The sequence below is a fragment of the Arthrobacter sp. ok909 genome (assembly GCF_900104405.1).
Lineage (GTDB): Bacteria > Actinomycetota > Actinomycetes > Actinomycetales > Micrococcaceae > Arthrobacter > Arthrobacter humicola.
On the sequence record NZ_FNJS01000002.1, the window covers coordinates 244023 to 266853 of the forward strand.

20 protein-coding genes and 1 pseudogene are annotated in these 22831 nt (G+C 67.4%); 10 read left to right on the forward strand and 11 right to left on the reverse strand.

Going from position 1 to position 22831, the window contains the following annotated elements:
• Window positions 1-129 precede the first annotated feature (129 nt).
• The 4 genes from hisN to BLR03_RS03325 all read right to left on the reverse strand — a co-directional run bounded on the left by hisN (window position 130) and on the right by BLR03_RS03325 (window position 4092).
• Window positions 130-942, reverse strand: coding sequence for a histidinol-phosphatase (gene hisN, locus BLR03_RS03310; protein WP_091249348.1), 813 nt, complete (start codon window positions 940-942; stop codon window positions 130-132).
• Window positions 943-1018: 76 nt separating this feature from the next.
• A complete protein-coding gene (locus tag BLR03_RS03315; protein WP_091249351.1) occupies window positions 1019-2134 on the reverse strand; it encodes a ribosome small subunit-dependent GTPase A in 1116 nt (371 codons plus the stop codon).
• On the reverse strand, window positions 2118-3536 hold the full coding sequence (aroA, locus tag BLR03_RS03320; protein WP_091249354.1) for a 3-phosphoshikimate 1-carboxyvinyltransferase: 1419 nt from the start codon (window positions 3534-3536) through the stop codon (window positions 2118-2120). The genes BLR03_RS03315 and aroA overlap by 17 nt, the downstream gene beginning before the upstream one ends.
• Window positions 3537-3543: 7 nt before the next feature.
• Window positions 3544-4092, reverse strand: a complete 549-nt coding sequence (locus BLR03_RS03325) for a DoxX family protein (RefSeq protein WP_091249357.1) — start codon at window positions 4090-4092, stop codon at window positions 3544-3546.
• A 228-nt stretch (window positions 4093-4320) separates the two neighbouring features.
• Between BLR03_RS03325 and BLR03_RS03330 the strand changes: the two genes are divergently transcribed.
• Window positions 4321-5094 carry a sigma-70 family RNA polymerase sigma factor gene (locus BLR03_RS03330; RefSeq protein WP_368086931.1) on the forward strand — a complete coding sequence of 258 codons (774 nt, stop codon included), beginning with the start codon at window positions 4321-4323 and terminating at the stop codon, window positions 5092-5094.
• Entirely contained in the window at window positions 5091-5351 is a 261-nt protein-coding gene (gene rsrA, locus BLR03_RS03335; RefSeq protein WP_091249360.1) for a mycothiol system anti-sigma-R factor, read from the forward strand. Before BLR03_RS03330 ends, rsrA begins: the two co-directional genes overlap by 4 nt.
• A 271-nt stretch (window positions 5352-5622) precedes the next feature.
• Here rsrA and BLR03_RS03340 read toward each other — a convergent pair whose 3' ends face one another.
• The 4 genes from BLR03_RS03340 to BLR03_RS03355 all read right to left on the reverse strand — a co-directional run bounded on the left by BLR03_RS03340 (window position 5623) and on the right by BLR03_RS03355 (window position 11738).
• Entirely contained in the window at window positions 5623-6258 is a 636-nt protein-coding gene (locus BLR03_RS03340; RefSeq protein ID WP_091249363.1) for a PadR family transcriptional regulator, read from the reverse strand.
• A complete protein-coding gene (locus BLR03_RS03345; protein WP_091249365.1) occupies window positions 6258-7085 on the reverse strand; it encodes a DUF4097 family beta strand repeat-containing protein in 828 nt (275 codons plus the stop codon). Before BLR03_RS03345 ends, BLR03_RS03340 begins: the two co-directional genes overlap by 1 nt.
• A gap of 141 nt (window positions 7086-7226) precedes the next feature.
• Entirely contained in the window at window positions 7227-7826 is a 600-nt protein-coding gene (locus BLR03_RS03350) for a GDSL-type esterase/lipase family protein (protein WP_091249367.1), read from the reverse strand.
• Between the two features lie 111 nt (window positions 7827-7937).
• On the reverse strand, window positions 7938-11738 hold the full coding sequence (locus BLR03_RS03355) for a multifunctional oxoglutarate decarboxylase/oxoglutarate dehydrogenase thiamine pyrophosphate-binding subunit/dihydrolipoyllysine-residue succinyltransferase subunit (RefSeq protein ID WP_091249370.1): 3801 nt from the start codon (window positions 11736-11738) through the stop codon (window positions 7938-7940).
• 291 nt (window positions 11739-12029) lie between these two features.
• Here BLR03_RS03355 and BLR03_RS03360 point away from each other — a divergent pair, with 291 nt between their 5' ends.
• From BLR03_RS03360 to BLR03_RS03385, 6 genes are all read left to right on the forward strand, one after another.
• On the forward strand, window positions 12030-13517 hold the full coding sequence (locus tag BLR03_RS03360) for a GMP reductase (protein WP_091249372.1): 1488 nt from the start codon (window positions 12030-12032) through the stop codon (window positions 13515-13517).
• Window positions 13518-13883: 366 nt separating this feature from the next.
• Window positions 13884-15221 carry a hemolysin family protein gene (locus BLR03_RS03365; RefSeq protein WP_091249374.1) on the forward strand — a complete coding sequence of 446 codons (1338 nt, stop codon included), beginning with the start codon at window positions 13884-13886 and terminating at the stop codon, window positions 15219-15221.
• Window positions 15218-16282, forward strand: coding sequence for a hemolysin family protein (locus BLR03_RS03370; RefSeq protein WP_091249377.1), 1065 nt, complete (start codon window positions 15218-15220; stop codon window positions 16280-16282). Before BLR03_RS03365 ends, BLR03_RS03370 begins: the two co-directional genes overlap by 4 nt.
• 131 nt (window positions 16283-16413) lie before the next feature.
• Window positions 16414-17373: a metal ABC transporter solute-binding protein, Zn/Mn family gene (locus BLR03_RS03375; protein ID WP_175460392.1), complete on the forward strand. Its 960-nt coding sequence runs from the start codon at window positions 16414-16416 to the stop codon at window positions 17371-17373.
• A gap of 50 nt (window positions 17374-17423) precedes the next feature.
• On the forward strand, window positions 17424-18239 hold the full coding sequence (locus BLR03_RS03380) for a metal ABC transporter ATP-binding protein (protein WP_091249381.1): 816 nt from the start codon (window positions 17424-17426) through the stop codon (window positions 18237-18239).
• The gene (locus BLR03_RS03385; RefSeq protein WP_091249383.1) at window positions 18240-19130 is read left to right on the forward strand and encodes a metal ABC transporter permease; all 891 of its coding nucleotides are present in this window, start codon (window positions 18240-18242) and stop codon (window positions 19128-19130) included.
• Between the two features lie 18 nt (window positions 19131-19148).
• On the opposite strand, the gene BLR03_RS03390 is transcribed toward BLR03_RS03385, so the two are convergent.
• The gene (locus tag BLR03_RS03390) at window positions 19149-19640 is read right to left on the reverse strand and encodes a Fur family transcriptional regulator (protein WP_091249385.1); all 492 of its coding nucleotides are present in this window, start codon (window positions 19638-19640) and stop codon (window positions 19149-19151) included.
• 136 nt (window positions 19641-19776) lie between these two features.
• Here BLR03_RS03390 and BLR03_RS03395 point away from each other — a divergent pair, with 136 nt between their 5' ends.
• Window positions 19777-20433: an MBL fold metallo-hydrolase gene (locus tag BLR03_RS03395; protein WP_091249387.1), complete on the forward strand. Its 657-nt coding sequence runs from the start codon at window positions 19777-19779 to the stop codon at window positions 20431-20433.
• A gap of 38 nt (window positions 20434-20471) precedes the next feature.
• Here the strand turns inward: BLR03_RS03395 and BLR03_RS03400 are convergent, their stop codons facing one another.
• Window positions 20472-21593 (reverse strand): PLP-dependent cysteine synthase family protein, encoded by a 1122-nt coding sequence (locus BLR03_RS03400; protein ID WP_091249388.1) that lies wholly within the window; start codon window positions 21591-21593, stop codon window positions 20472-20474.
• Between the two features lie 48 nt (window positions 21594-21641).
• Between BLR03_RS03400 and BLR03_RS03405 the strand changes: the two genes are divergently transcribed.
• Window positions 21642-22514: a sulfurtransferase gene (locus BLR03_RS03405; RefSeq protein ID WP_091249391.1), complete on the forward strand. Its 873-nt coding sequence runs from the start codon at window positions 21642-21644 to the stop codon at window positions 22512-22514.
• A 17-nt stretch (window positions 22515-22531) separates the two neighbouring features.
• On the opposite strand, the pseudogene BLR03_RS24680 reads toward BLR03_RS03405, so the two are convergent.
• Window positions 22532-22831 (reverse strand): annotated as a pseudogene (locus BLR03_RS24680) (hypothetical protein); the annotation flags it as partial.

Consider the following 22831-nt stretch of genomic DNA (forward strand, 5'->3'; position numbering starts at 1 on the left):
CTCCGAATGTGAAGCGGTTTGTTACGTGCGCGCCGCAAAGCGCGCGTCGGCCGAAGAAACGGCGGCGGCGGCCCCGGAATGGGGGCCGCCGCCGCCGTTTGTTCGGTTGTTGTGAACGGTCGGATGATCCTAGAGGAGGTCGTCGAGTCCGGGGTTGAGCCGCTTGAGCACTTCCGAGTGGAGGATCGAGTTGGTGGCCAGGGCGTTGCCGCCGAAGGGGCCGTCCTCGCCCTCGAGCGAGGTGAAGCGGCCGCCGGCTTCGGTGACGATCGGCACGAGGGCGGCCATGTCGTAGAGGTTCAGTTCGGGTTCGCAGGCGATGTCCACCGCCCCCTCGGCCACGAGGCAGTAGGACCAGAAATCACCATAGGCGCGGGTGCGCCACACTTCCTCGGTAAGGCCGAGGAACTCGTCCAGGTTTCCGCGTTCCTTCCAGCCGCCGAGGCTGGAGTAGGACAGCGACGCGTCCTCGAGCTTGGAAACGTTGGACACTTTCAGCCGGGTGGCGGAGGCCAGGGAGCGGCCGGTGTAGGCGCCCGCGCCCTTGGCCGCCCACCAGCGCTTGCCCAAGGCCGGCGCGCTGACGACGCCGACCACAGGTTCGCCCTCGTCAACGAGGGCGATCAGGGTGGCCCAGACCGGGACGCCGCGGACGAAGTTCTTGGTGCCGTCGATCGGGTCAATGATCCAGCGCCGGGAGCCGTGGCCGGAGCTGCCGAATTCCTCGCCCAAGACCGCATCGCGCGGCCGGGAACGGGAGAGCTGGCCGCGGATGGCCTCTTCGGCGGATTTGTCGGCGTCGGTGACCGGGGTGAGGTCGGGCTTCGTCTCGATCCGAAGGTCCAGCGCCTTGAAGCGGCTCATGGTCTGGGAATCGACGGAATCTGCCAGGACATGGGCAAGGCGCAGGTCATCGTTGTAGCTCGAATCGGTTTGGCTCATGGTTCCAAACTACCGTCTAAGCGGGCGGGCCGCCGGGAGGCCGCGGTACTGCGCCGCGGGCCGGTGAGGGGCCGCCTTAGGACACAGTGCCGAGTTCCTTGGCGTCCTGCGCTTCCATCCGCGGGTCCGTGCCCAGCAGCCTGCGCAGGGAGGCCAGCCGTGCTGGCCCGGAGGGTCCCGCATGCCCGGCCGCAACCCAGGCATCGACGCCGCAGTTGACGGCGGTGGAGTCGTGCTTGCAGCCGCGTTCGCAATCGTCCGTGCCCGGTTCCAGGTCCGGGAAGGATCTCAGGATCCGGTCCGGATCCACGTGGGCAAGCCCGAAGGACCGGATGCCGGGGGTGTCGATGATCCAGCTGCCGGCCGGGGCATCGTTGACTTTGAGCGCCAGCGCGGAGGAAGACGTATGGCGGCCGCGGCCGGTCACCGCGTTGACGCCTCCGGTGGCACGTTCGGCCCCGGTCAGTGCGTTGACCATGGTGGATTTGCCGACGCCGGAATGGCCCAGCATGACGGTGACCTTGCCGTCGAGGTAGCCGCGGAGCTGCGAGACGGCGTCCTTGTCGAGCCGGGCGGAAAGGCCGTCGTCGGAGCGGGCGTCGATGCCTGATGCGGCGGAGTCCGCCGTCTTGGAGATGATGACGGGGAAGTCGAGGTGCGTGTAATTGGACAGCAGCTCGGCGGGATCCTTGACGTCGGCCTTGGTGACGAGCAGCAGCGGCTCAATGCCGGCGTCGTACGCGGCCACGAGCGCGCGGTCGATGAAACCGGTCCGGGGCTCGGGATTGGCCGCCGCCACCACCACCACGAGCTGGTCGGCGTTGGCCACAACGGCCCGTTCGATCGGATCGGTGTCATCGGCACTGCGGCGCAGCAGCGTCTTGCGGTCCAGGATCTTGACCAGCCGCGCGAGGGTGTCAGGTTCACCGGTGACGTCCCCGACGAGGGAGACGAAGTCGCCGGCCACCACGGGATTGCGACGCAGTTCCCGGGCCCGCGCGGCGATGATCTTGCGTTCCTCGGGGGTGCCTTCGCCGACGACGGCGGTGTAGCGGCCGCGGTCAACGGTGATGATGCGGCCCGTGACGGCGTCGTCGTAGCTGGGCCGGTCCTTGGTGCGGGGCCGGGAGCCCTTCTTGTTCGGACGGATCCGGACGTCGGACTCGTCCCAGGAATCAGTGCTGCGTGCCACCGGCGGCGTCCTCGTCTGCGGCGGGTCCCTGCGCCAGCATGGCTTCCCAGAGCCGTGGGAAGTCGGGCATGGTCTTGGCCGTGGTCGCGATGTCCTCGACCTCGACGCCTGGTACGGCCAGGCCGAGGATGGCGCCGGCCGTGGCCATGCGGTGGTCCGCGTAGCTGTGCACGACGCCGCCGTGCAGCTTGGCGGGCCGGATGATGAGTCCGTCCGTCGTTTCCTCGGCATCGCCGCCGAGGCGGGCGATCTCGGCGACGAGGGCGGCGAGCCGGTCTGTTTCGTGACCGCGGAGGTGCGCGATGCCGCTCAGCCGGGAGGGGCCGGTGGCGAGGGCGCAGAGCGCGGCGACGGTGGGGGCGAGTTCGCTGGTTTCGTCAAAGTCGCCGCCCTTGATTTCGCGTCCGCCGGTGACGGTCAATGTGCCGGCGTCGAGCGTCACGGTCGCGCCCATGGCGGCCAGGATGCCGCGCCAGAGGTCACCGACCTGCGTGGTCGCGGCGGGCCAGTTGGGGATCCGCACGGTGCCGCCCGTGGCAAGGGCCGCCGCGAGGAACGGGCCGGCGTTGGAGAGGTCCTGCTCGATCCGCTGGTCAAACGCGCGGATCGGGCCGGGGGAGACCACCCAGTGGTTCGGTACCGAGTCATCGACCGTGACGCCCACGCCGCGCAGCACGGCCACCGTCATGTTGATGTGGTCCAGGCTCGGCACGGGCTTGCCTGCGTCTTCCCTGCTTTGGTGTTCCAGGTGGAGCCCCTCGGTGAAGCGGGCGCCGGCCAGCAGCAGGGCGGAGACGAACTGGGACGATGCACTGGCGTCGATGACGAGGTGGCCGCCGCGCACTTCACCCGTGCCGTGCACGGTGAATGGCAGCGACGACGCCGGACCGCCGTCGGGCGCGCTGACCGCCACGCCCAAGCCGGCCAGTGCTTCGATGATGGTGCCCATCGGCCGTTTGCGGGCGTGCGGGTCGCCGTCGAAATGTGACTCTCCGCGGCGCAGCGCGGCCACCGGCGGCACAAATCGCATGACCGTGCCCGCCAGGCCGCAGTCGATCGCCGTGTCCGCCGCGGCGGCGTCCAGGCTGATCGGGATGATTTCCAGGTCGGGGCCGAACGCACCGTCGCCGGGAACCTCCGTCACGGTGGCCCCCAGTTGCCGCAGGGCCGCAATCATCAGCGCCGAATCCCGGGAGTGCAGGGGGGCCCGCAGGCGGGACGGCCCGTCCGCGAGGGCCGCGAGCACGAGATACCGGTTGGTCAGGGACTTGGAACCCGGAACGGTGACGGTGGCGTCGACCGGCCGTGCCGCGAACGGCGCGGGCCAGTGCGGAGCGGCGTCGGCAGCATGGCGGCCGGCTGAACGGGACGGGGCGGCTGCGGAGGGGGTGGTGCCAGTCATTACCGTCTTAGGCCCCGGCCTTGTGGTCGACGGCCTTGCGGACCACTTTGTCGGCCTTCTTCAGCCGCTTGTTGGTGGTCTTCTTGGCATCGGCCGCGAAGTGGCTCGCGTTCTTCTTCGCGTCCGCGGCGAAGGTGCCGGCGCGCCATGCCAGGCTGGGCTTGCCGGCGGTGTCGACGGCAGCGAGCAGCGCGCCGCCGGTCAGGGAAACGTTTTTCAGGAGCTGCTTGCGGCGGGCGTCGCGGGCTTCCTTTGAGGAGATGTCCGCGCTGCGCCATTCCACGTAGCTGTTCAGGGCCGAAATGACGGCCAAGACGGTGGCTGCCAGCCGGGCGGACTTGCCGAGGGCGAAGCAGACGCCGGCGCCGACCTGGGTTCCGCCAATCGCGCGCGCCAGGACCTTCTCATTAACCTGGAACGGCAGTGCGTCGGCGGTACGCCGCAGCAGGGGAGACAGCTGTGCCGCAGTGTCATCCGCATTCTTGAGCTTGTGCACGCCGGCGAGGACGAAACTGGAGGCGAGCATGGGCCGGGCGAGAAAGCGGACAATCGACATGAATTTCCTCCTGGATGGACGAACTGCGGATTCACTGCGGGAGAACCGGTTCTAGTCTTGCACTTTTGCGGAATATTTGCCTGCCGGACGTGGTTGTGAAAGGCAGGTTTAAGCACGGCTCAGGAAGGCGGAGATTTGACGCAGGTGTTGGACAGAACGGAACTGGAAGCCGGTTCCGGGCAGCCGTGGACCGTCGCGCTTCCGGGAGTTCCGGGTGCCCGGCGGAAGGTGACAGTAGACTTGGACGCAATGAGCACCATGGACCCGGCCGTTAAGGCCATGCACGAGGTTGCCGGAAACGACGCCACGCCCACCCTTACACCTGATGCCAGCGCGGCCGCCGCCCTGGAAACCGAGGTGGACGGCAAGCCGCTGGACGTCTCCACCGAGTCCGCGGACGAGCGCCGGGTGCGCTTCGAACGCGACGCCATGCAGTACGTGGACCAGTTGTATTCCGCGGCCATGAGGATGGCCCGGAATCCCTCGGACGCCGAGGACCTGGTCCAGGAGGCGTACACGAAGGCGTTCTCGGCCTTCCACCAGTACAAGCCCGGCACCAACCTGAAAGCCTGGCTGTACCGCATCCTCACCAACACCTACATCAACCTGTACCGGAAGCGTCAGCGCGAGCCGCTGCAGTCGAATTCGGACACGATCGAGGACTGGCAGCTGGCCCGCGCAGAGTCGCATACGTCCTCGGGACTGCGTTCGGCGGAAGCCGAGGCGCTCGACCACCTTCCCGATTCCGATGTGAAGCGTGCCCTCCAGTCGATTCCCGAGGAATTCCGGCTGGCCGTGTACTTCGCCGACGTCGAGGGCTTCGCGTACAAGGAAATTTCAGAGATCATGAACACCCCCATCGGGACCGTCATGTCCCGGCTGCACCGCGGCCGGAAGATGCTGCGGGACATGCTTGCGGACTATGCCGCCGAGCGGGGATTCAGGGCCGCCACCGAGTCAACCAGCGCGGCCGACAGCAACAAACAGGAGAACAGGAAATGAGCGACTGCCAGGGACTGGGTGATTGCGACGACGCCCGGATGCAACGTATCTATGAATATCTGGATGGTGCGCTCACGCGTAAAGACATCGCAGAGATCAAGGACCACCTGGACAGTTGCCCGGAGTGCCTGGAGCAGTACGACCTCGAATGTGTCATCCGCGTGATGGTCAAGCGTTCGTGCACCGAAGCGGCTCCGGAGAACCTTAAGAACTCGATCCTGGACCGGATTCACTCCATCCGGACCGTGGAAGCCTGAGCCGCGGCCGAAAAAACGCACAGCGAAAGACCCCGGAACCGTGAGGTTTCCGGGGTCTTTCACTTAAAGCATTCAATCCAAGCCGTAGCTTAGGCGTTGGGGCGCTTACCGTGGTTCGCGCCGCCGCGCTTACGGTCACGACGTTTACGTGCACGTTTGCTCATAGCTGGCCTCCTTAATCTTGGTACTCAAAAGAGCTGCCCTCAAGTCTCCCACATCACGGCACCCGCCGCGAACCGGCGGCCCCGCACGGCGACCTCAGCGACCGAGCTCAGTCCTCGAGTGAGTTACGGATCGAGATCCGGGCCTGGTCCAGCACTGTCCTGACGGTTTCGAGCGTGACGGCGGTGACGGGGCGGCTCCCGGCGTGGCGCCGCAGTTCCACCCGCATGTCGTCGCGGAAGGCCTGGACGAGCAGTTCGGCCTCCTTCAGCCGCCGCTCCCCCTCCGGGGAGTACCGCGTGCCCGCGACGCCGGCAGAGCCCGTCCCGGCCGCCGTCCCCGCGGCACGGGCCGAGGTGCGCGCCGCCTCCGCCGTTGCCGCGAGATCGGCCCGGAGGCCGCGCATGTTGACGCGGATGTCCTGGCGCAGGTTGTCGGCGAGTCGGCGGACCGAGGCCGAGATGTCGTTTTCGACGCCGGCGAGCTCGTCCCGGCGGTTGTTCAGCTCCGTGAGTCCCGCCGGCGTGATGCTGTAGTTGGTGCGGCGGCCTTCCGTGTGGGTTGCCACAAGCCCTTCCTCCTCGAGCTTGCCCAGGCGCGGGTAGATGGTCCCGGCGCTGGGGGAGTAGGTGCCGCCGAACCGCTCGCTGAGGGCCTTGATGAGCTCGTAGCCGTGCTTGGGTCCTGATTCGAGCAGGGCGAGCAGGTACAGCCGCAGTGCCCCGTGGGCGAAGACCGGAGGCATCAGAGCACCGGTTCGGTGTCCGCGGAGGGGTGGCCGTGGAAAATCGATGTCTTTCCCGAGACCGAGTTGGTCCGGACCAGCATCAGCTTGGCGTCCGGGCCCGCAATGGTCTGCACCGTGCCGTTGGGCTGGGAATACCTCAGGTCGTTAATGACCACGGCCCCGCTGGCGGATTTGGCGATGATGTCCACGCCGACGTCGTGCGGCAGCCGGATAGTGACGTCACCGGAGACCGAATTGGCGCCGAAATCCTGGGTGAAACCGTGGAGGTCGAAGCTCAGGTCGCCGCTGACGGTATTCGCGCGGATGTGGCTGAAATGGCCTGAGGCCGTTACCTCGCCGGACACGCTCTTGGCAGTCAGGACGCCGCGGTGGTTGCGGGCGATTACTTCGCCGCTGACCGTATTGACGGACAGGTCCCCGGACGTGCCGTCGGCCAGCACGGACCCCGAGACCGTGTTGAGCCGGGCGTGGCCGCTGGTCCCGGAGACCATGCCGTCGCCGCTGACCGTTCCGGCCTCCACCTCGACGCCGGCGGGCAGGGCGATGCTGATGACCACCGAGTTGCTGCTGTGGTTGTTGACGGTCCCCATGAGGTTTTTGAACCAGCCCTGCGGTCCGTGGAGCTGGTGGCGGACTTCCAAGCGGCCGTCGATGATGGAGATGGTGAGCGGATCGCCGGTGATTTCGGAGACTTCGATCCTGGCCACGTCTTCGTCATGGGTGACGATATCGAAGCGGCCGCGGACGATGCCGAGCTTGAGCGAGCGGACGCCGTCGACGTCGATGGTCTGCGGGCCTGTCACGGTCCACGTGTTCTCTGACATGGTTCCTCCGGAAAATGCGAAAAGCGGCTGGACAATTAACGATATATCGCGACTATGAAGTCACGATATATCGCGCTTTCCGGTCGGTCAAGATATATCGCGAAGTTTCCGGGAGGGCCGGACGGCTGCGGGCTGGCCGGGCTACTCCGGCGCCTCGATGCCGAGCCACTGGAACCAGCCGCGGTGCAGCACCAGCCACGCCATGAGGCCGTAGCCGGCCTGGCCGGGCGTGCCGCCGTTGGCTGCGAGGTCCTGGCGCCATTGTTCGTGGTTCAGGAGCGGCGAGAAGGTGTCCACGTAGAGGTGCTTGCGGCGCGTGGTGACGTCGGCGAACGCTGTGTTGAGTTCACCGAGCCGGCGGTTCTGCGCGGGGTCGAGGGTGGGCGGCGGCCCCACGACGAAGACCTCGATCTTGTTCTGCGAGGCGGAGTCCAGGATGTTGGCGAGGTTCAGCCGGCTGCGGGCTGTGGACAGGCCGAATTCGATGTCGCGCCCGGACAAGCCGATCACCAGGCGGTTTTCGTGGTGGTTGCCGAAGCGGCGGCCCGCCTCCTCGAGCCAGCGCGCGGCAATTCCCTCGGTGCCCTCTTCCGGGCACGGTAGGGGGTAGCATTCCAGGGCGACGCTGTCCTGCGGGGTCCGGGCCAGCACCCGGCCCAACCAGCCCAGAGCCCGCGGATCACCGAGCCCGGCCAACAGCTCGTCCCCAACGGCTGCGATCCGCAGCTTCCGATCTTCCACGACTACCTCTTCACTTCAACGCTGTCCATCAAGCTGACCACTAACAGTCCATTAAACAGAGCTGCCCGGCCGGAGTGTTGTGTTTCAGTCTCCGGCCGGGCAGCAATGACGCTATTTACGCGCGAATGCCTGCTTGAGCAGGGTGTCCTGCTCGGCCGCGTGGCGCTTCATCGACCCTGCGGCGGTGGAAGCCGAGGCGGGGCGCGAAATGAGGCGGACCCGGCGGTCCAGGGCGTCCGGCAGGTTCAGGCCGATGAACGGCCACGGACCCTGGTTCGCGGGTTCGTCCTGGGCCCAGACCACTTCGGCGTTGGGGTACTTGGCCAGCTCCGTGGCGATCTCGGCGGCCGGCAGCGGGTAAAGCTGCTCGACGCGCACGATTGCCGTGGTCTTGTTCTCGGTCTTCTGCCGGGTGGACAGCAGATCGTAGTACAGGCGTCCGGAGACCAGCAGGACGCGTTCGACGGCGTCCGCCTGCAGCTGCTCGTGCTCGGGGATGACCGGACGGAACGAGCCGGTGGTGAAGTCCTCCACGGAGGACGCCGCCGCCTTGAGGCGCAGCAGCTGCTTCGGCGTGAAGATGATCAGCGGCTTGCGGGGCCTGCTGTACGCCTGGCGGCGCAGCAGGTGGAAGTGCGAGGCCGACGTCGTGGGGTTGGCCACGATCATGTTCTCTTCGGCACACATCTGCAGGAAACGCTCGATCCGGGCGGAGGAGTGGTCCGGGCCCTGGCCCTCGTAGCCGTGCGGCAGCATGAGCACGAGCGAGGACCTCTGGCCCCACTTCTGCTCGGCGGAGGAGATGAACTCATCGATGATGGTCTGCGCGCCGTTGACGAAGTCACCGAACTGCGCCTCCCACAGCACCAGGGCGTCCGGGCGCTCCACGGAGTAGCCGTATTCGAAGCCCATGGCGGCGTATTCCGAGAGCAGGGAGTCGTAGATCCACAGCTTGGCCTGGTCCTCGGACAGGTGGGCCAGGGGCAGCCACTCGTCGCCGTTGGCGCGGTCGTGGAACACGGCGTGACGCTGCACGAAGGTGCCGCGGCGCGAGTCCTGGCCGGCGAGCCGGACCGGGACGCCTTCCATGATGAGCGAGCCGAACGCGGCGAGCTCGCCGAAGCCCCAGTCGATGCCGCCTTCACGGGACATGGCTTCCCGCTTCTCCAGCAGCTGCTTGAGCTTGGCGTGGACGGTGAAGCCCTCCGGGATCTCGGTGTGGGCCTTGCCGATGCGGGCCAGGGTATGCGCGGAGATTGCGGTGGACGTCGGGGTGCTCACGCCGGAATCGGACTGCTGGGCCATGGGGCGTTCGAGATCGGACACCGCGGCGGAATCGGCCGTGATGATCGGGATCGGGGACGTCTGGGCGGCGTGGGTCTCTGCGAAGACGCGTTCCAGGCGTTCCTGGTAGTCGCGCAGCAGCTGCTCGGCTTCTTCCTCGGTGATGTCACCGCGGCCGATCAGCGATTCGGTGTACAGCTTGCGGACCGAACGCTTGGCTTCGATCAGGTTGTACATCAGCGGCTGGGTCATCGAGGGGTCGTCGCCCTCGTTGTGGCCGCGGCGGCGGTAGCACACCATGTCGATGACAACGTCCTTGTGGAAGCGCTGGCGGAACTCGTAGGCGAGCTGGCCGATGCGGACCACGGCTTCGGGGTCATCGCCGTTCACGTGGAACACCGGCGCCTGGATCATCTTGGCGACGTCCGTGGAGTAGGTGGAGGACCGTGAGGACGACGGGGCGGTAGTGAAGCCGACCTGGTTGTTGACCACGATGTGGATGGTGCCGCCGGTGCGGTAGCCGCGCAGCTGGGAGAGGTTCAGGGTTTCGGCCACCACGCCCTGGCCGGCGAAAGCGGCGTCACCGTGGACCATGATCGGGAGCACGGGGAATGCCTCGCCCTGGTCCAGGCGGTCCTGCTTGGCACGGACGATGCCTTCAAGGACCGAGTCGACGGCCTCGAGGTGCGAGGGGTTCGCGGCGAGGTAGACCTTGGTCTCCTTGCCGTTGTCCGAGGTGAAGGTGCCCTCGGTGCCGAGGTGGTACTTCACGTCCCCGGAGCCCTGGACCGAGCGGGGGTCCTGGGTGCCTTCGAATTCACGGAAGACCTGGGCGTAGGTCTTGCCGGCGATGTTGGTGAGCACGTTGAGCCGGCCGCGGTGGGCCATGCCGATCGCCACTTCGTCGAGTTCGTCGTCGGCGGCGTCGGAGATGATGGCGTCCAGCAGCGGAATCAGGGACTCGCCGCCTTCCAGCGAGAAGCGCTTCTGGCCGACGAACTTCGTCTGCAGGAACGTCTCAAAGGCCTCGGCGGCGTTGAGCTTGGAGACGATGCGCAGCTGCTCGTCGCGGCTCGGCTTCGAGTACGGGTGCTCGATCTGGTCCTGGAACCATTTGCGCTCGGCCGGGTCCTGGATGTGCATGTACTCGATGCCGGCGGTGCGGCAGTAAGCGTCGCGGAGGACGCCGAGGATGTCGCGGAACTTCAGCATCGGCTTGCCGCCGAAGCCGCCGGTGGGCCATTCGCGGTCCAGGTCCCACAGGGTCAGGCCGTAGGTCAGGACGTCGAGGTCCGGGTGCTTGCGCTGGACGTACTCAAGCGGATCGGTGTCCGCCATGAGATGGCCGCGCACGCGGTAGGCGTGGATCAGCTGCTGGATCCGGGCGACCTTGTTGATCTCGTCGGCAGGGTCCACCTGCAGGTCCGGGCTCCAGCGCACGGGCTCGTACGGGATGCGCAGGGACTCGAAGATTTCGTCGTAGAAGTTCTGCGCACCCAGCAGGAGCTGGTGCACAAGCTTGAGGAACTCGCCGCTGCCGGCACCCTGGATGACGCGGTGGTCATAGGTGGAGGTCAGGGTGAGGACCTTGCTGATCGCGTTCTGCGCGATGATCTTCTCGCTGGCGCCCTGGAACTCGGCCGGGTAGTCCAGCGCGCCGACGCCGATGATTGCGGCCTGGCCCTTGGACAGGCGGGGCACCGAGTGCACGGTGCCGATGCCGCCGGGGTTGGTCAGGGACACGGTGGTGCCGGAGTGGTCGTCCGCGGTCAGCTTGCCGTTGCGGGCGCGCTTGATCAGGTCCTCGTAGGTGTGCCAGAACTCGGAGAAGTTGAGGGTCTCCGCCTTCTTGATGTTCGGCACCATGAGCAGGCGGGTGCCGTCAGGCTTGGGCATGTCGATCGCGATGCCGAAGTTCACGTGCGCCGGCTGGACAGCCACCGGCTTGCCGTCGATCTCGTCGTAGTAGACGTTCATCGACGGGAACTGGGACAGGGCGCGGATGACGGCGTAGCCGATCAGGTGCGTGAAGGAGACCTTGCCGCCGCGGGCGCGGGCCAGGTTGGAGTTGATGACCACGCGGTTGTCGATCAGCAGCTTGGCCGGGATGGCGCGGACGCTCGTGGCGGTCGGCACTTCCAGGCTGGTGACCATGTTCGACGCGATGGCCTTGGCCGGGCCGCGCAGGACGGAGACGACGTCCTCTTCCGGCGCCGTCGGGGCTTTGACGTTCTTGGGCAGCTGCGCCGGGATCGGTGCGGTGCCGGGGCCGGCATCGGAGGACTTGGAGCCGTCCCGGGCGACGGTGGCCGGGGCTTTCTTGGCTGCGGGGGCCGGAGCGGGGGCTGCGGGGGTGGCGGGCGCAGGTGCGGCGGGCGCAGCCGCTGCCGGCGCTGCGGCAGGAGGCGCTACAACGGGAAGTTCACGGGTGGCAGGATGCACAGCGACTGCTGTGCCGGACGTTCCGTTGGCGGAAGAGGCGTCACTAGCTGCAAAGGATTCGAACAGGGGCCACCACTTGGCGTCGACCGTGTTCTTGTCCTGCTGGTAACGCTCGTACAGTTCGTCAACGAGCCACTCGTTTCCGCCAAATTCCTCTGGTAGACGGTGGCTAGGCTGCTCTGGCACTTGAAATACGCCTCTTCCATGAGTTTGATTCCCTCTGGCTTCCACGGTGCTTCGGCACAACGATCGAGCCAGTCTCTGCGTCCAGTGAACCCAGACCCATGCCAGTCTAGTGACGATTCTTGCCAAACCGCCAATAAGCGTGACTCAAATCATGATCTCCCTCGGCGGCCACTGAATTGGCGTGAAGATCTCGTGCGGAACCGGCGAGGATGCAGCGGCTGTCGCACCGGAAATCGCCCTAGAATCGAGGGAGAACCGTTTGGTGCCGAAGGTGCCAGCTAAGGAGCAGCCGTGCGTTTCCTGAATGAGCCCACCACCGATCTGACCTACTCCGACCTCTTCCTCGTGCCGTCCCGTTCCGATGTCACCTCGCGCCTGGACGTGGACCTCGCGGCCGACGACGGGACCGGCTCGGCAATTCCGCTGGTGGCGGCGAATATGACGGCGGTGACGGGAAAGCGGATGGCCGAGACGATGGCCCGCCGCGGCGGCCTGGGCGTCCTGCCGCAGGACGTCCCGCTCGATGTCATCCGGGACGTTGCAGCCTGGATCAAGGGCCGCCACCCGGTCCTCGAGACCCCCGTCACCCTGGCGCCCACGGACACCGTGATCGATGCCCTGCACTTGATGGGCAAGCGGCCGCACGGGGCCGTGGTGGTGGTGGACGCGGCGGGCGCCGTCACCGGAGTGGTCCGTGCCGCCGACTGCGAGGGCCAGGATCGTTTCGCGTCGTTGGCCTCCGTCCTGCGCCACCAGCCGCTCGTGCTGGATGCCGGGATGCTCGGTGCCGGAACGCTGACGGGCGGGCCGGCCGCGGATGCTGCCGGTGCTGCCCAGTCGCTCCGCCGGGCCTTTGAGGCGATGGACGCCGCCGGGACGGACTATGCGCCGGTGCAGCAGGACGGTGTCCTGGCCGGTGTGCTCACCCGCAAGGGCGCCCTTCGCTCCACCATCTACCGCCCGTCCCTGGACGAGGACGGCAAACTCAAGGTGGCTGCCGCCGTCGGGATTAACGGTGACGTGGCCGGGCGGGCGGCCGAACTCCTGGCTGCCGGCGCCAACGTGCTGGTCCTCGACACCGCGCATGGCCACCAGCAGAAAATGTTCGACGCCCTGGCCGCCGTGAAGGGACTCAACCCCGGCGTGCCCGTGGTGGCCGGCAACGTGGTCACCGGCGAGGCCACCCGGGAACTCATCGAGGCCGGAGCGGACATCGTCAAGGTCGGCGTGGGCCCGGGCGCCATGTGCACCACCCGCATGATGACGGCCGTGGGCCGCCCGCAGTTCAGCGCCGTCCTGGAATGCTCCGCGGCGGCGCGGGACGCCGGCGGCCGGGTGTGGGCCGACGGCGGTGTCCGCTACCCGCGCGACGTCGCCCTGGCCCTGGCCGCCGGGGCGAGCCAGGTCATGATCGGGTCCTGGTTTGCCGGCACTCACGAAAGCCCGGGAGACCTGCAGCTGGACGCGGGCGGCCGGCAGTACAAGGAGAGCTTCGGCATGGCGTCCGCCCGCGCCGTGCAGAACCGCAACCAGCGCGAGGGCGCCTTTGAGAAGGACCGCAAGGCCCTCTTCGAGGAGGGCATCTCCACGTCCCGGATGTACGTGGATCCGGCGCGGCCCGGCGTCGAGGACCTGCTGGACATGATCACTGCCGGCCTGCGCAGCTCCATGAGCTACGCCGGCGCCCCCGACCTCGCCGCTTTCCGCGAACGTGCCGTGGCCGGCATTCAGTCCGCGGCCGGGTACGAGGAAGGCCGCCCCGTCCCGCAAAGCTGGTAAGCCCGGCTGGTAGGCCCGGTGGGCGAACGCCGCGGGGTGACGCCCCCCGTGGCGCCCCCCGTGACGCCGCAGCTCGGGGGCTGGCGGCGGCTGCTCCTGTAGACTGAAATTCTTATGGACAGTAAATCTAGGTGCCGGCCTGGGGGCTGTCAGCGAAGAACGGAAACCGTTCCCGCGCAGTCCACCCGCAGAGCCGGCAAACCCCGTTCACGCGCCCATCACTCTCCGGCCATTCGCCACTCCGGAGCCTTCCAGGACACAGGGTCGGCTGCCGCCGACCATCCTCCGCCGGCCCGTCGACTCCAGCCGCTCCGCACCCCGCAACGGCACCGGCTGTGCGCCGCCGCTCCGGAAGCGAGCCATTAAATGGAATGGCTTCTCCTCGTAGCAGGGCTCCTGCTCATCCTCGGCACCGGTTTCTTCGTTGCCGTGGAATTTTCCCTGGTCGCCCTTGATCAGACGACAGTGCAGCGCGCCGTCGACGGCGGAGACGCCGCCGCCGAGCCTCTGCTCAAATGCCTCAAGTCCCTCTCCACCCAGCTCTCCAGCTGCCAGCTCGGCATCACGATGACCACTCTGCTGACCGGCTACGTCATGGAACCGTCCGTCGGCAAGCTGCTCGAAGGCCCGCTCGCGGCCCTCGGAGTCCCGGCAGCGGCGGTCGCCTCCGTCTCCCTGATCCTGGCGATGGCGCTGGCCACCCTGCTCTCCATGGTGATCGGCGAACTGGTGCCCAAGAACATGGCGATCGCATTGTCCTTCCCGATCGGCAAGGCCGTTGCCCGGCCCCAGTTGGTGTTCACCGCGATTTTCAAGCCCGCAATCGTGGTCCTGAACGGATTCTCCAACAAGGTCCTCAACGTCTTCGGCCTGGAGGCCAAGGAGGAAATCTCCGGCGCGCGCACCCCGGCAGAACTCGCCTCCCTCGTCCGCCGCTCCGCGGCCATGGGCACGCTCGACGCCGGAACGGCCAACTTCATCGCCCGGACCCTGAAGTTCTCCGGCCGGACCGCCGCGGACGTCATGACCCCCCGCATCCGGGTGGAGACCATCGACGCCGATCAGCCGGTGTCGGACATCGTCGAGGCTGCCAAGCGCACCGGCTACTCGCGTTTCCCGGTGATCGGCGAGTCCTCCGATGACATCCGCGGCGTGGTCCATATCAAGAAGGCCATCGCCGTTCCCGCGGACCGCCGCGCTAAACTTCAGGCCGGCGCCATCATGACCGATGTTCTCCGGGTGCCCGAAACCATCCACCTGGATGCCCTCCTCGCCGAACTGCGTGAGGGCAACCTGCAACTGGCCGTCGTCCTCGACGAGTACGGCGGAACGGCCGGCGTCGCCACGCTGGAGGACCTCGTGGAGGAAATCGTCGGGGAAGTGGCCGATGAACATGACAAAGTCCGGCCGGGGCTGCTCCAGAGCGCCTCGGGCGACTGGTACTTCCCCGGACTGCTCCGGCCCGATGAACTCTCCGAACAGATCCCGGGCCTGACCGTGCCCGACGAGGCTGCCTACGAAACGGTGGGAGGCTACGTCATGAGCCAGCTTGGCCGCATCGCGGCAGTCGGCGACACAGTCGACGTCGTCGGCGGAACGCTCAGCGTGACCCGCATGGACGGCCGCCGGATCGACCGGATCTGCTTCCGGCCCGCCCGGGTCCCGGGCGGCGGCCAGCCCGCCAGCCAGGCAGGTGCCGCATGAGCGACTGGGCAGGAATCCTGTGGCTTGCCGTCCTGCTGGTCGGCAACGCCTTCTTCGTGGCAGCTGAATTCGCCATCATGTCCGCCCGCCGGAGCCAGATCGAGCCGCTGGCCGAGGCCGGTTCGAAGCGCGCGCAGACCACCCTGCGGGCCATGGAAAACGTCTCCCTCATGCTCGCGTGCGCCCAGCTCGGCATCACCGTCTGCTCGCTGCTGATCCTGCAGGTGGCCGAACCCGCGATCCACCACCTCCTGGCCGTGCCGCTGGAAGCGGCGGGCATCCCGATGGAGGCTGCGGACCTCGTGGCCTTCGCCGTCGCCCTGCTGGTGGTGACGTTCCTGCACGTCACGTTTGGCGAAATGGTGCCGAAGAACATCTCGGTGTCCGTCGCGGACAAGGCGGCGCTGCTGCTGGCTCCGCCGCTGATGTTCATTGCCCGCGTGGTGAAGCCGATCATTGCGGCCCTCAACTGGTCCGCCAACCACATCCTGAAGCTGATGCGGATTGAGCCGAAGGATGAGGTCACGTCCTCCTTCACCCTTGAAGAAGTCCAGTCGATCGTTCAGGAATCCACCCGCCACGGGCTCGTGGACGACGACGCCGGGCTCATCACCGGAGCGCTGGAGTTCTCGGAACACACGGCGTCCCACGTGATGGTCCCGCTGCACAAGCTCGTTATGCTCAAAGCGGCCACCACGCCGGCGGAATTCGAAAAAGCAGTCAGCCGGACCGGTTTTTCGCGCTTCCCGATGCTCGACGACGACGGCATGCTGTCCGGGTACCTCCACATCAAGGACGTGCTGTCCATCCCCGACGCCGGGTACCACCAGGCGATTGCGGAAAGCCGCATCCGGTCGCTGGCGAACCTCGCCATGGACGACGAAATCGAGAAGGCCATGTCCGTCATGCAGCGCACGGGCTCGCACCTGGCCCGCGTGATCGGGCCCGACGGGCTGACCCAGGGCGTGCTGTTCCTGGAAGACGTGATCGAGCAGCTGGTGGGTGAGATCCGCGACGCGACGCAGGCCACCGGCTACCGGAGGCTGGGCCAAGAGCAGTAGCGCATTGCCAGTAGCGGATGGGCGGCACGGTGCCGTGCCGGGTATCCCTAAATAGGAATGATTCCTATTTAGGGATACACTCGGGCTGTTGCTATTGCTCCTGATTCTCAATAACAGATCCGAGGTTTCCCGTGCGCCGTCCCGCTGCCCGAGCCGTGCTGGCTGGTTTTGCCGGCCTGGGCCTCCTGCTGACCGCGTGCGCTCCGACGGCGGGAAGCGCCCGGGGGACCGCCGGCGACGGCGTCGTCGACGTCGTCGCCTCCACGAGTGTCTATGGCGACATCGTCTCCAGCATCGGCGGCGACAAGGTCCGGGTCAGCTCGATCATCAGCCGCACCAGCCAGGACCCGCACTCCTACGAGGCCACCACCCAGGACAAACTGGCAGTCTCCAAGGCCGAACTCGTGGTGGAGAACGGCGGGGGCTACGACTCCTTCATCGACACGCTCGCAACGGACACCGGGCTGGACCGCGGCAATATGATCAGCGCCGTGGACGTCTCCGGCCTTGCCTCGCAAAGCCCGGCAGCGGCGAGCCCCGACGCCTCCGGCCACACCCATGCGGCCACCGGGCTGAACGAGCACGTCTGGTACAGCCTGCCGGCCATGTCCCGCCTCACGGACGCCGTTGCGGACAAACTCGGCACGCTGGAACCTGCCTCGGCGGCGACGTTCCGGACCAACGCGGCCGCATTCAAGGACTCGCTCGGCGGCCTGGAAGCAAAGCTCGCCGCGATGAAGTCCGCGAAAAATCACGTGCCCGTGGCCGTCACCGAGCCGGTGCCGTTGTACCTGCTGGAAGATGCAGGACTCGAGAACAAGACCCCGGCCGAGTACACAGCGGCGATCGAGGAAGGCGCCGATGTCCCGCCGGCCGTCCTCAAGTCCGCCGTCGATCTCGTGGGATCGGGGAGCGTCCGGCTGCTGGCCTACAATACGCAGACCGAGGGGCCGCAGACGCTGGCGCTGAAGAAGGCCGCCACGTCCGCCGGCGTCCCGGTCGTGAACTTCAGCGAAACCCTTCCCGAGGGCCAGACCTTCGTGCAATGGATGACCGCAAATGTGGCGAGCATCAGCAAGGCCCTAGGATGATCGCAACAACGGATGCGTCTGTCTCCGCAGGGAAATCGAGGAAACCTCATTTGACACCGGTAGTGAGCCTCCGCGGCGCCTCCCTGTCGTTCGGCCAGCGGACACTGTGGGAGGACCTGGACCTGGACATCAACCCGGGTGAATTCTTCGCCGTACTCGGCCCCAACGGCAGCGGCAAGACCACCCTCCTCAAGGTCCTGCTCGGGCTGCAGGAGCTGAGCACGGGCACGGCCGTGCTTGACGGCCGGCCCGTCGAACGGGGAAGCCGCCGGATCGGCTATGTGCCGCAGCAGAAATCCTTCGACCCCGACACGCCGCTGCGCGCCCGCGACCTCGTGGCCCTCGGCGTCGACGGTCACCACTGGGGCATCCGCCTTGGCGGCGCGAAAGTGAACCGGAAGGTGGACGAACTCCTGGAGCTCGTCGGCGCCAGCGACTACGCCAAAGTGCCGGTCGGGCAGCTGTCCGGCGGTGAGCAGCAGCGCCTGCGCGTGGCCCAGGCCCTCGCCACGGATCCCAAGGTCCTCTTGTGCGACGAGCCGCTGCTGTCCCTGGATCTTCAGCACCAACAGGCCGTGAGCGCCTTGATCAACAAGCAATGCCGCGATGCCGACAGCGCCGTAGTGTTCGTGACGCACGAGATCAACCCGATCATGGACTACGTGGACCGCGTCCTGTACCTGGCCGGCGGACGGTTCCGGGTAGGCACTCCTGCCGAGGTCATGACCACCGAGGTGCTCTCCGATCTATATGGCAGCCCGGTAGAAGTCATTCAGGCCAACGGCCGGCTGATCGTGGTGGGGCTGCCCGATGCCACGACGCACCACCACCACGATGCGCATTCAGTCGCGGGAGAGGTGGGCTAGATGGATCTGGGCAACCTGCTGCATTCAATCTTCAACTTCGAAAACTACGGCGAGCTGCTGGTCCTGGTGCAGAACTCAATCTGGGCCGGCGCCGTCCTCGGGCTGCTGGGCGGCCTCATGGGCACCTTCGTGATGAAACGGGACCTGGCCTTCGCGGTCCACGGCATCTCCGAACTCTCCTTTGCCGGTGCGGCGTTCGCGCTGCTGATCGGCGCGGACATCATTCTCGGCTCGCTGGCAGGATCGGTGCTGGCGGCCGTGGTGCTGGGCCTCATGGGCGTCCGTGCGCGGGACAAGAACTCGATCATCGGCGTCATCATGCCGTTCGGTCTGGGACTGGGCATCTTGTTCCTGTCCCTGTATGAGGGCAGGGCCGCTAACAAGTTCGGCCTGCTCACAGGGCAGATTGTGTCTGTCGGAACGGTCCAGCTGCAGGTCCTGGCGGCCGCCGCCGTCGTGGTGATGCTGGCGCTGGTCGCCATCTGGCGGCCCCTGACCTTTGCCAGCGTGGACCCCGACGTCGCCACCGCCCGCGGCGTGCCGGTGCGGGCCCTGTCCCTGGCATTCATGGTGCTGCTGGGCATCAGCGTGGCATTATCGATCCAGATTGTGGGCGCCCTGCTGGTGCTGGCCCTGCTGATCACGCCGGCGGCGGCGGCCATGCGGGTCACGTCCTCGCCCCGGCTGGTGGTCACCTTGAGCATCGTCTTCGCCATGACGGCGACCGTCGGCGGAATCCTGCTGGCCCTCGGCGGCCGGCTGCCCATCAGCCCCTACGTCACCACGCTGTCGTTCCTGATCTACGTGGCCTGCCGGGTGATCGGCGGCGCGCGGGCGAAGCGGGGACTCAACGGCCGGGTGGTGCGGAGTAGTTCGACGGCGGCCGCCTAAGCTCCTCGTAACTTCCGGCTAGGCGCCGACCTGCAACGCCGTGCACTCGGGGCACAACCCGAAGATTTCCACGGTGTGCTCCACCGCCGTGAATCCGTGCTCTTTCGCGATCCGCGCGGCCCAGGCTTCGACCGCGGGTGCTTCGACTTCCACCGCCTTGCCGCAGTTGCGGCACAGCAGGTGATGGTGGTGCCCGGTGACGGCGCAGCGCCGGTACACGGCTTCGCCGTCGGCGTTGCGCAGGACGTCCACCAGCCCGTCGTCGGCGAGGGACTGCAAGATGCGGTAGGACGTCGCGAGGGACACCGTGCTCCCGCGCTCCTGGAGAATGCGGTGCAGCTCCTGCGTGCTGACGAAGTCCGCCAGATCGTCCAGGGCGGCACTGACGGCGAGACGCTGCTTGGTGACGCGCTGCTCCTTGCCCTGCGTCGGTGCCGCTGACGAGACGGGTCGCGGCGCTGACGCCGGGGCCGGAATCCGGCTGCTGCCGGCGGTGGCGCCCTGGGACATCGTTGAACTCGCTTCGCATTGGGGGTTTCGCGGGGGGACCCGCTGAGGCATGGTGGCAATGTTCAAGATTACCAGCGTCCAACATTGCCGGCAGCGCTCCGTGGACACCGTGACGGGTGTTGCCTAGGCTGGCCGGATGAAGCTGACCAAATTCACCCACGCCTGTGTCCGACTCGAGAAGGACGGCCGGGTGCTGGTGCTCGACCCGGGTACGTTCTCTGAAACGGATCAGGCGCTGGCCGGGGCGGATGCCGTGCTGATTACGCACGAGCACGCGGACCATGTGGACGTCGACGCCGTCGCCGCGGCCCTGCAGGGCAACGCCGCCCTTGAGCTGTTCGCCCCGGAGGCTGTGGCCGCCACGCTCCGCAGCAAGGCTCCCGACGCTGGGAGCCGCATCCACACGGCGGCCGTCGGCGAGGACTTTGAGACGGCAGGCTTCGCGGTCCGGACCTTCGGGGGTCAGCATGCCCTCATCCATCCGCAGATTCCCGTCGTGGCCAACGTGGGCTACCTCGTGGATGCCAACGTCTACCACCCGGGGGACTCCTTCGCGATTCCCGACGGCGTCGAGGTCCGGACGCTGCTGGTCCCCATTCACGCCCCGTGGAACAAGGTGGGCGAAGTGGTGGACTTTGTGATCGGCGTCCGCGCGCCGCTGGCGTTCCCGGTCCACGACGCGCTCCTGAACGACACCGGCCGAGGCCTGATTGAAGGGCATGTGACCCGGATCGGAGCGAAATACGGCACCGAGTACCGGCACCTCTCCGCCGGAGACTCGGTGGAGGTTTAGCTCGTTGGAGGTCTAGCCACCGCGGGCGCCGCGGCGGTTCAGGCCGGCCACACACCGCTCTCGAAGAAGCCGCGCAGCACGGCCTCGTGGGGTTCGGGGTCCAGGTCGTGGGCAGCAAGCCACTCCGCGTTGTAGTAGTTCCCGGCATAGCGGTCCCCGGCGTCGCACATGAGCGTGACGACACTGCCCCGGCGGCCCTCGGCGATCATCCCGGCGATGAGCTGCCACGCGCCCCAGAGATTGGTGCCGGTGGACGGCCCGGCGTGAAGCCCTGCGTGCTCCCTGAGGTGCCGCATGGCCGCCACGGACGCGGCGTCGGGAACCTGGATCATGTGGTCGATCACGGCCGGCACAAAACTCGGTTCCATCCGCGGCCGGCCGATGCCCTCGATGCGGGACGGCAGGCCCGTCGCCGTCCCGGCAGTAGATGTGCCGGGGGCGGCGGGGCTCCCGCCGTCGGACTGGCTGTCCCGCCAGCCCGGATAGAACGCGGAATTTTCCGGATCGACGACGGCGAGTCTCGTCTCATGGCGCTGATAGCGCAGGTACCGGCCGATGGTGGCGCTGGTGCCGCCGGTGCCTGCCCCGACCACCACCCAGCGGGGGACTGGATGCTCCTCCAGTGCCAGCTGGCCGAAGATCGACTCGGCGATGTTGTTGTTCCCGCGCCAGTCCGTGGCCCGTTCGGCGTATGTGAATTGGTCCATGTAGTGCCCGCCGGTGCTGCTGGCGAGGCCGGCGGCGGCGTCGTAGACCTCGGAGGCATGGTCCACCAGATGGCACGAGCCGCCAAACTGCTCGATCAGGGCGATCTTTTCCCGGCTGGTGGTCCGGGTCATGACCGCGATGAAGGGCAGTCCGAGCAGCTGCGCAAAATAGGCTTCCGAGACGGCGGTGCTGCCGCTGGATGCCTCGACGATCGTGGTGCCTTCCCGGATCCAGCCGTTGACGAGGCCGAACAGGAACAGCGAACGCGCCAGCCGGTGCTTGAGGCTGCCCGTGCGGTGGGTGGATTCGTCTTTCAGGTACAGCTGCACGCCCCAGTGCTCCGGGAGCGGGACGGAATACAGGTGGGTGTCGGCAGATCGGTTGTTCTCGGCATTGATCCGGCGGACGGCTTCGTCGGCCCAGGCCCGGTCGTGTCGGTGCGCGGTGTTCACCGCTACAGCCTACCGAAGGGGACGGGACGCCGAAGATAGAGTGGGCGCATGGACACCCTCATCGATGCAGTTGCCCTCAAGGACCGGTTGGACAGCGCCCGAGAAACGGGCCACCGCACCGTGCTCCTGGATGTTCGCTGGGCGTTGGGTGACCCCCACGGCCACGACCACTACCTGCGCGAACACATCCCCGGAGCTATCTTCGTGGATCTGGCCACCGAACTCGCCGGCCCCGCGGAACCGAGCCGCGGACGGCATCCGTTGCCGACGCCGCAGCAGTTCCAAGAGTCCGCGCGCCGCTGGGGCATCAACGACGGCGACGCCGTCGTGGCCTACGACGACAGCGGCAATATGGCCGCCGCCCGGCTGTGGTGGATGCTGCGCAACGCCGGCTTCCGTTCCGTCCAGCTGCTCGACGGCGGCTTGGCCGCCTGGCGCGCTGCCGGGTTCGATCTGGCAGCAGGAGCCGAGCAGACTGCACCGGGGACTGTCACTCTGTCCGGGGGAGCCATGCCAGCGATCGACGCCGGCCAGGCGGCTTCCTGGGGTCGGCGCGGGCTGCTTCTCGATGCCAGGGCGGGGGAGCGGTACCGCGGGGAAGTCGAACCCGTGGATCCCCGCGCCGGTCATATTCCGGGCGCCGTGAGTGCCCCCACCACCGGGAATCTGCAGCCCGACGGGCGGTTTCTGCCCCCGGCCGAGCTGCGGGAACGCTTCGAACGGCTCGGCTACCGTGCAGCGGTCCCCACCGCCGTGTATTGCGGTTCCGGGGTGACGGCGGCCCACGAAATCGCCGCCCTTGAGATCGCCGGCTTTCCCGCTGCTTTGTACCCCGGTTCGTTCTCCGAGTGGTGCCACAGCGCTTCGAACGAGGTCATCACCGGGGCCGCCCCGTATGGCGAGGATGCGGCTTCAGGCTAGAGCTCCTTATCGCCGGTTCACGCACGGACTGCACCAGTCCTCACGTTGGTCATCCCCGACAGGCTGCCGATCAGCCCTGAGCGTTTGAGGGTTTTGGCGCGATGCCGCAGCCGGTGTCTTGGTCGTGGCCGCTCGGTAGCTTCCGTTCTGAGTGGCGTGCCCGGCAGGGGCGGGGCCGTGGACTGGTAGGTGTGGCCGGTGGGGGTGGTGAGCTGGATCGTGTGTCTGGGGCCGGGCCGGGGCTGGGCGTTCCAGCCGGGGGTTTCTTTGGTGTGGTTGCAGGCTTCGCAGAGTCCGGCGCCGTTGGTGCGCGTGGT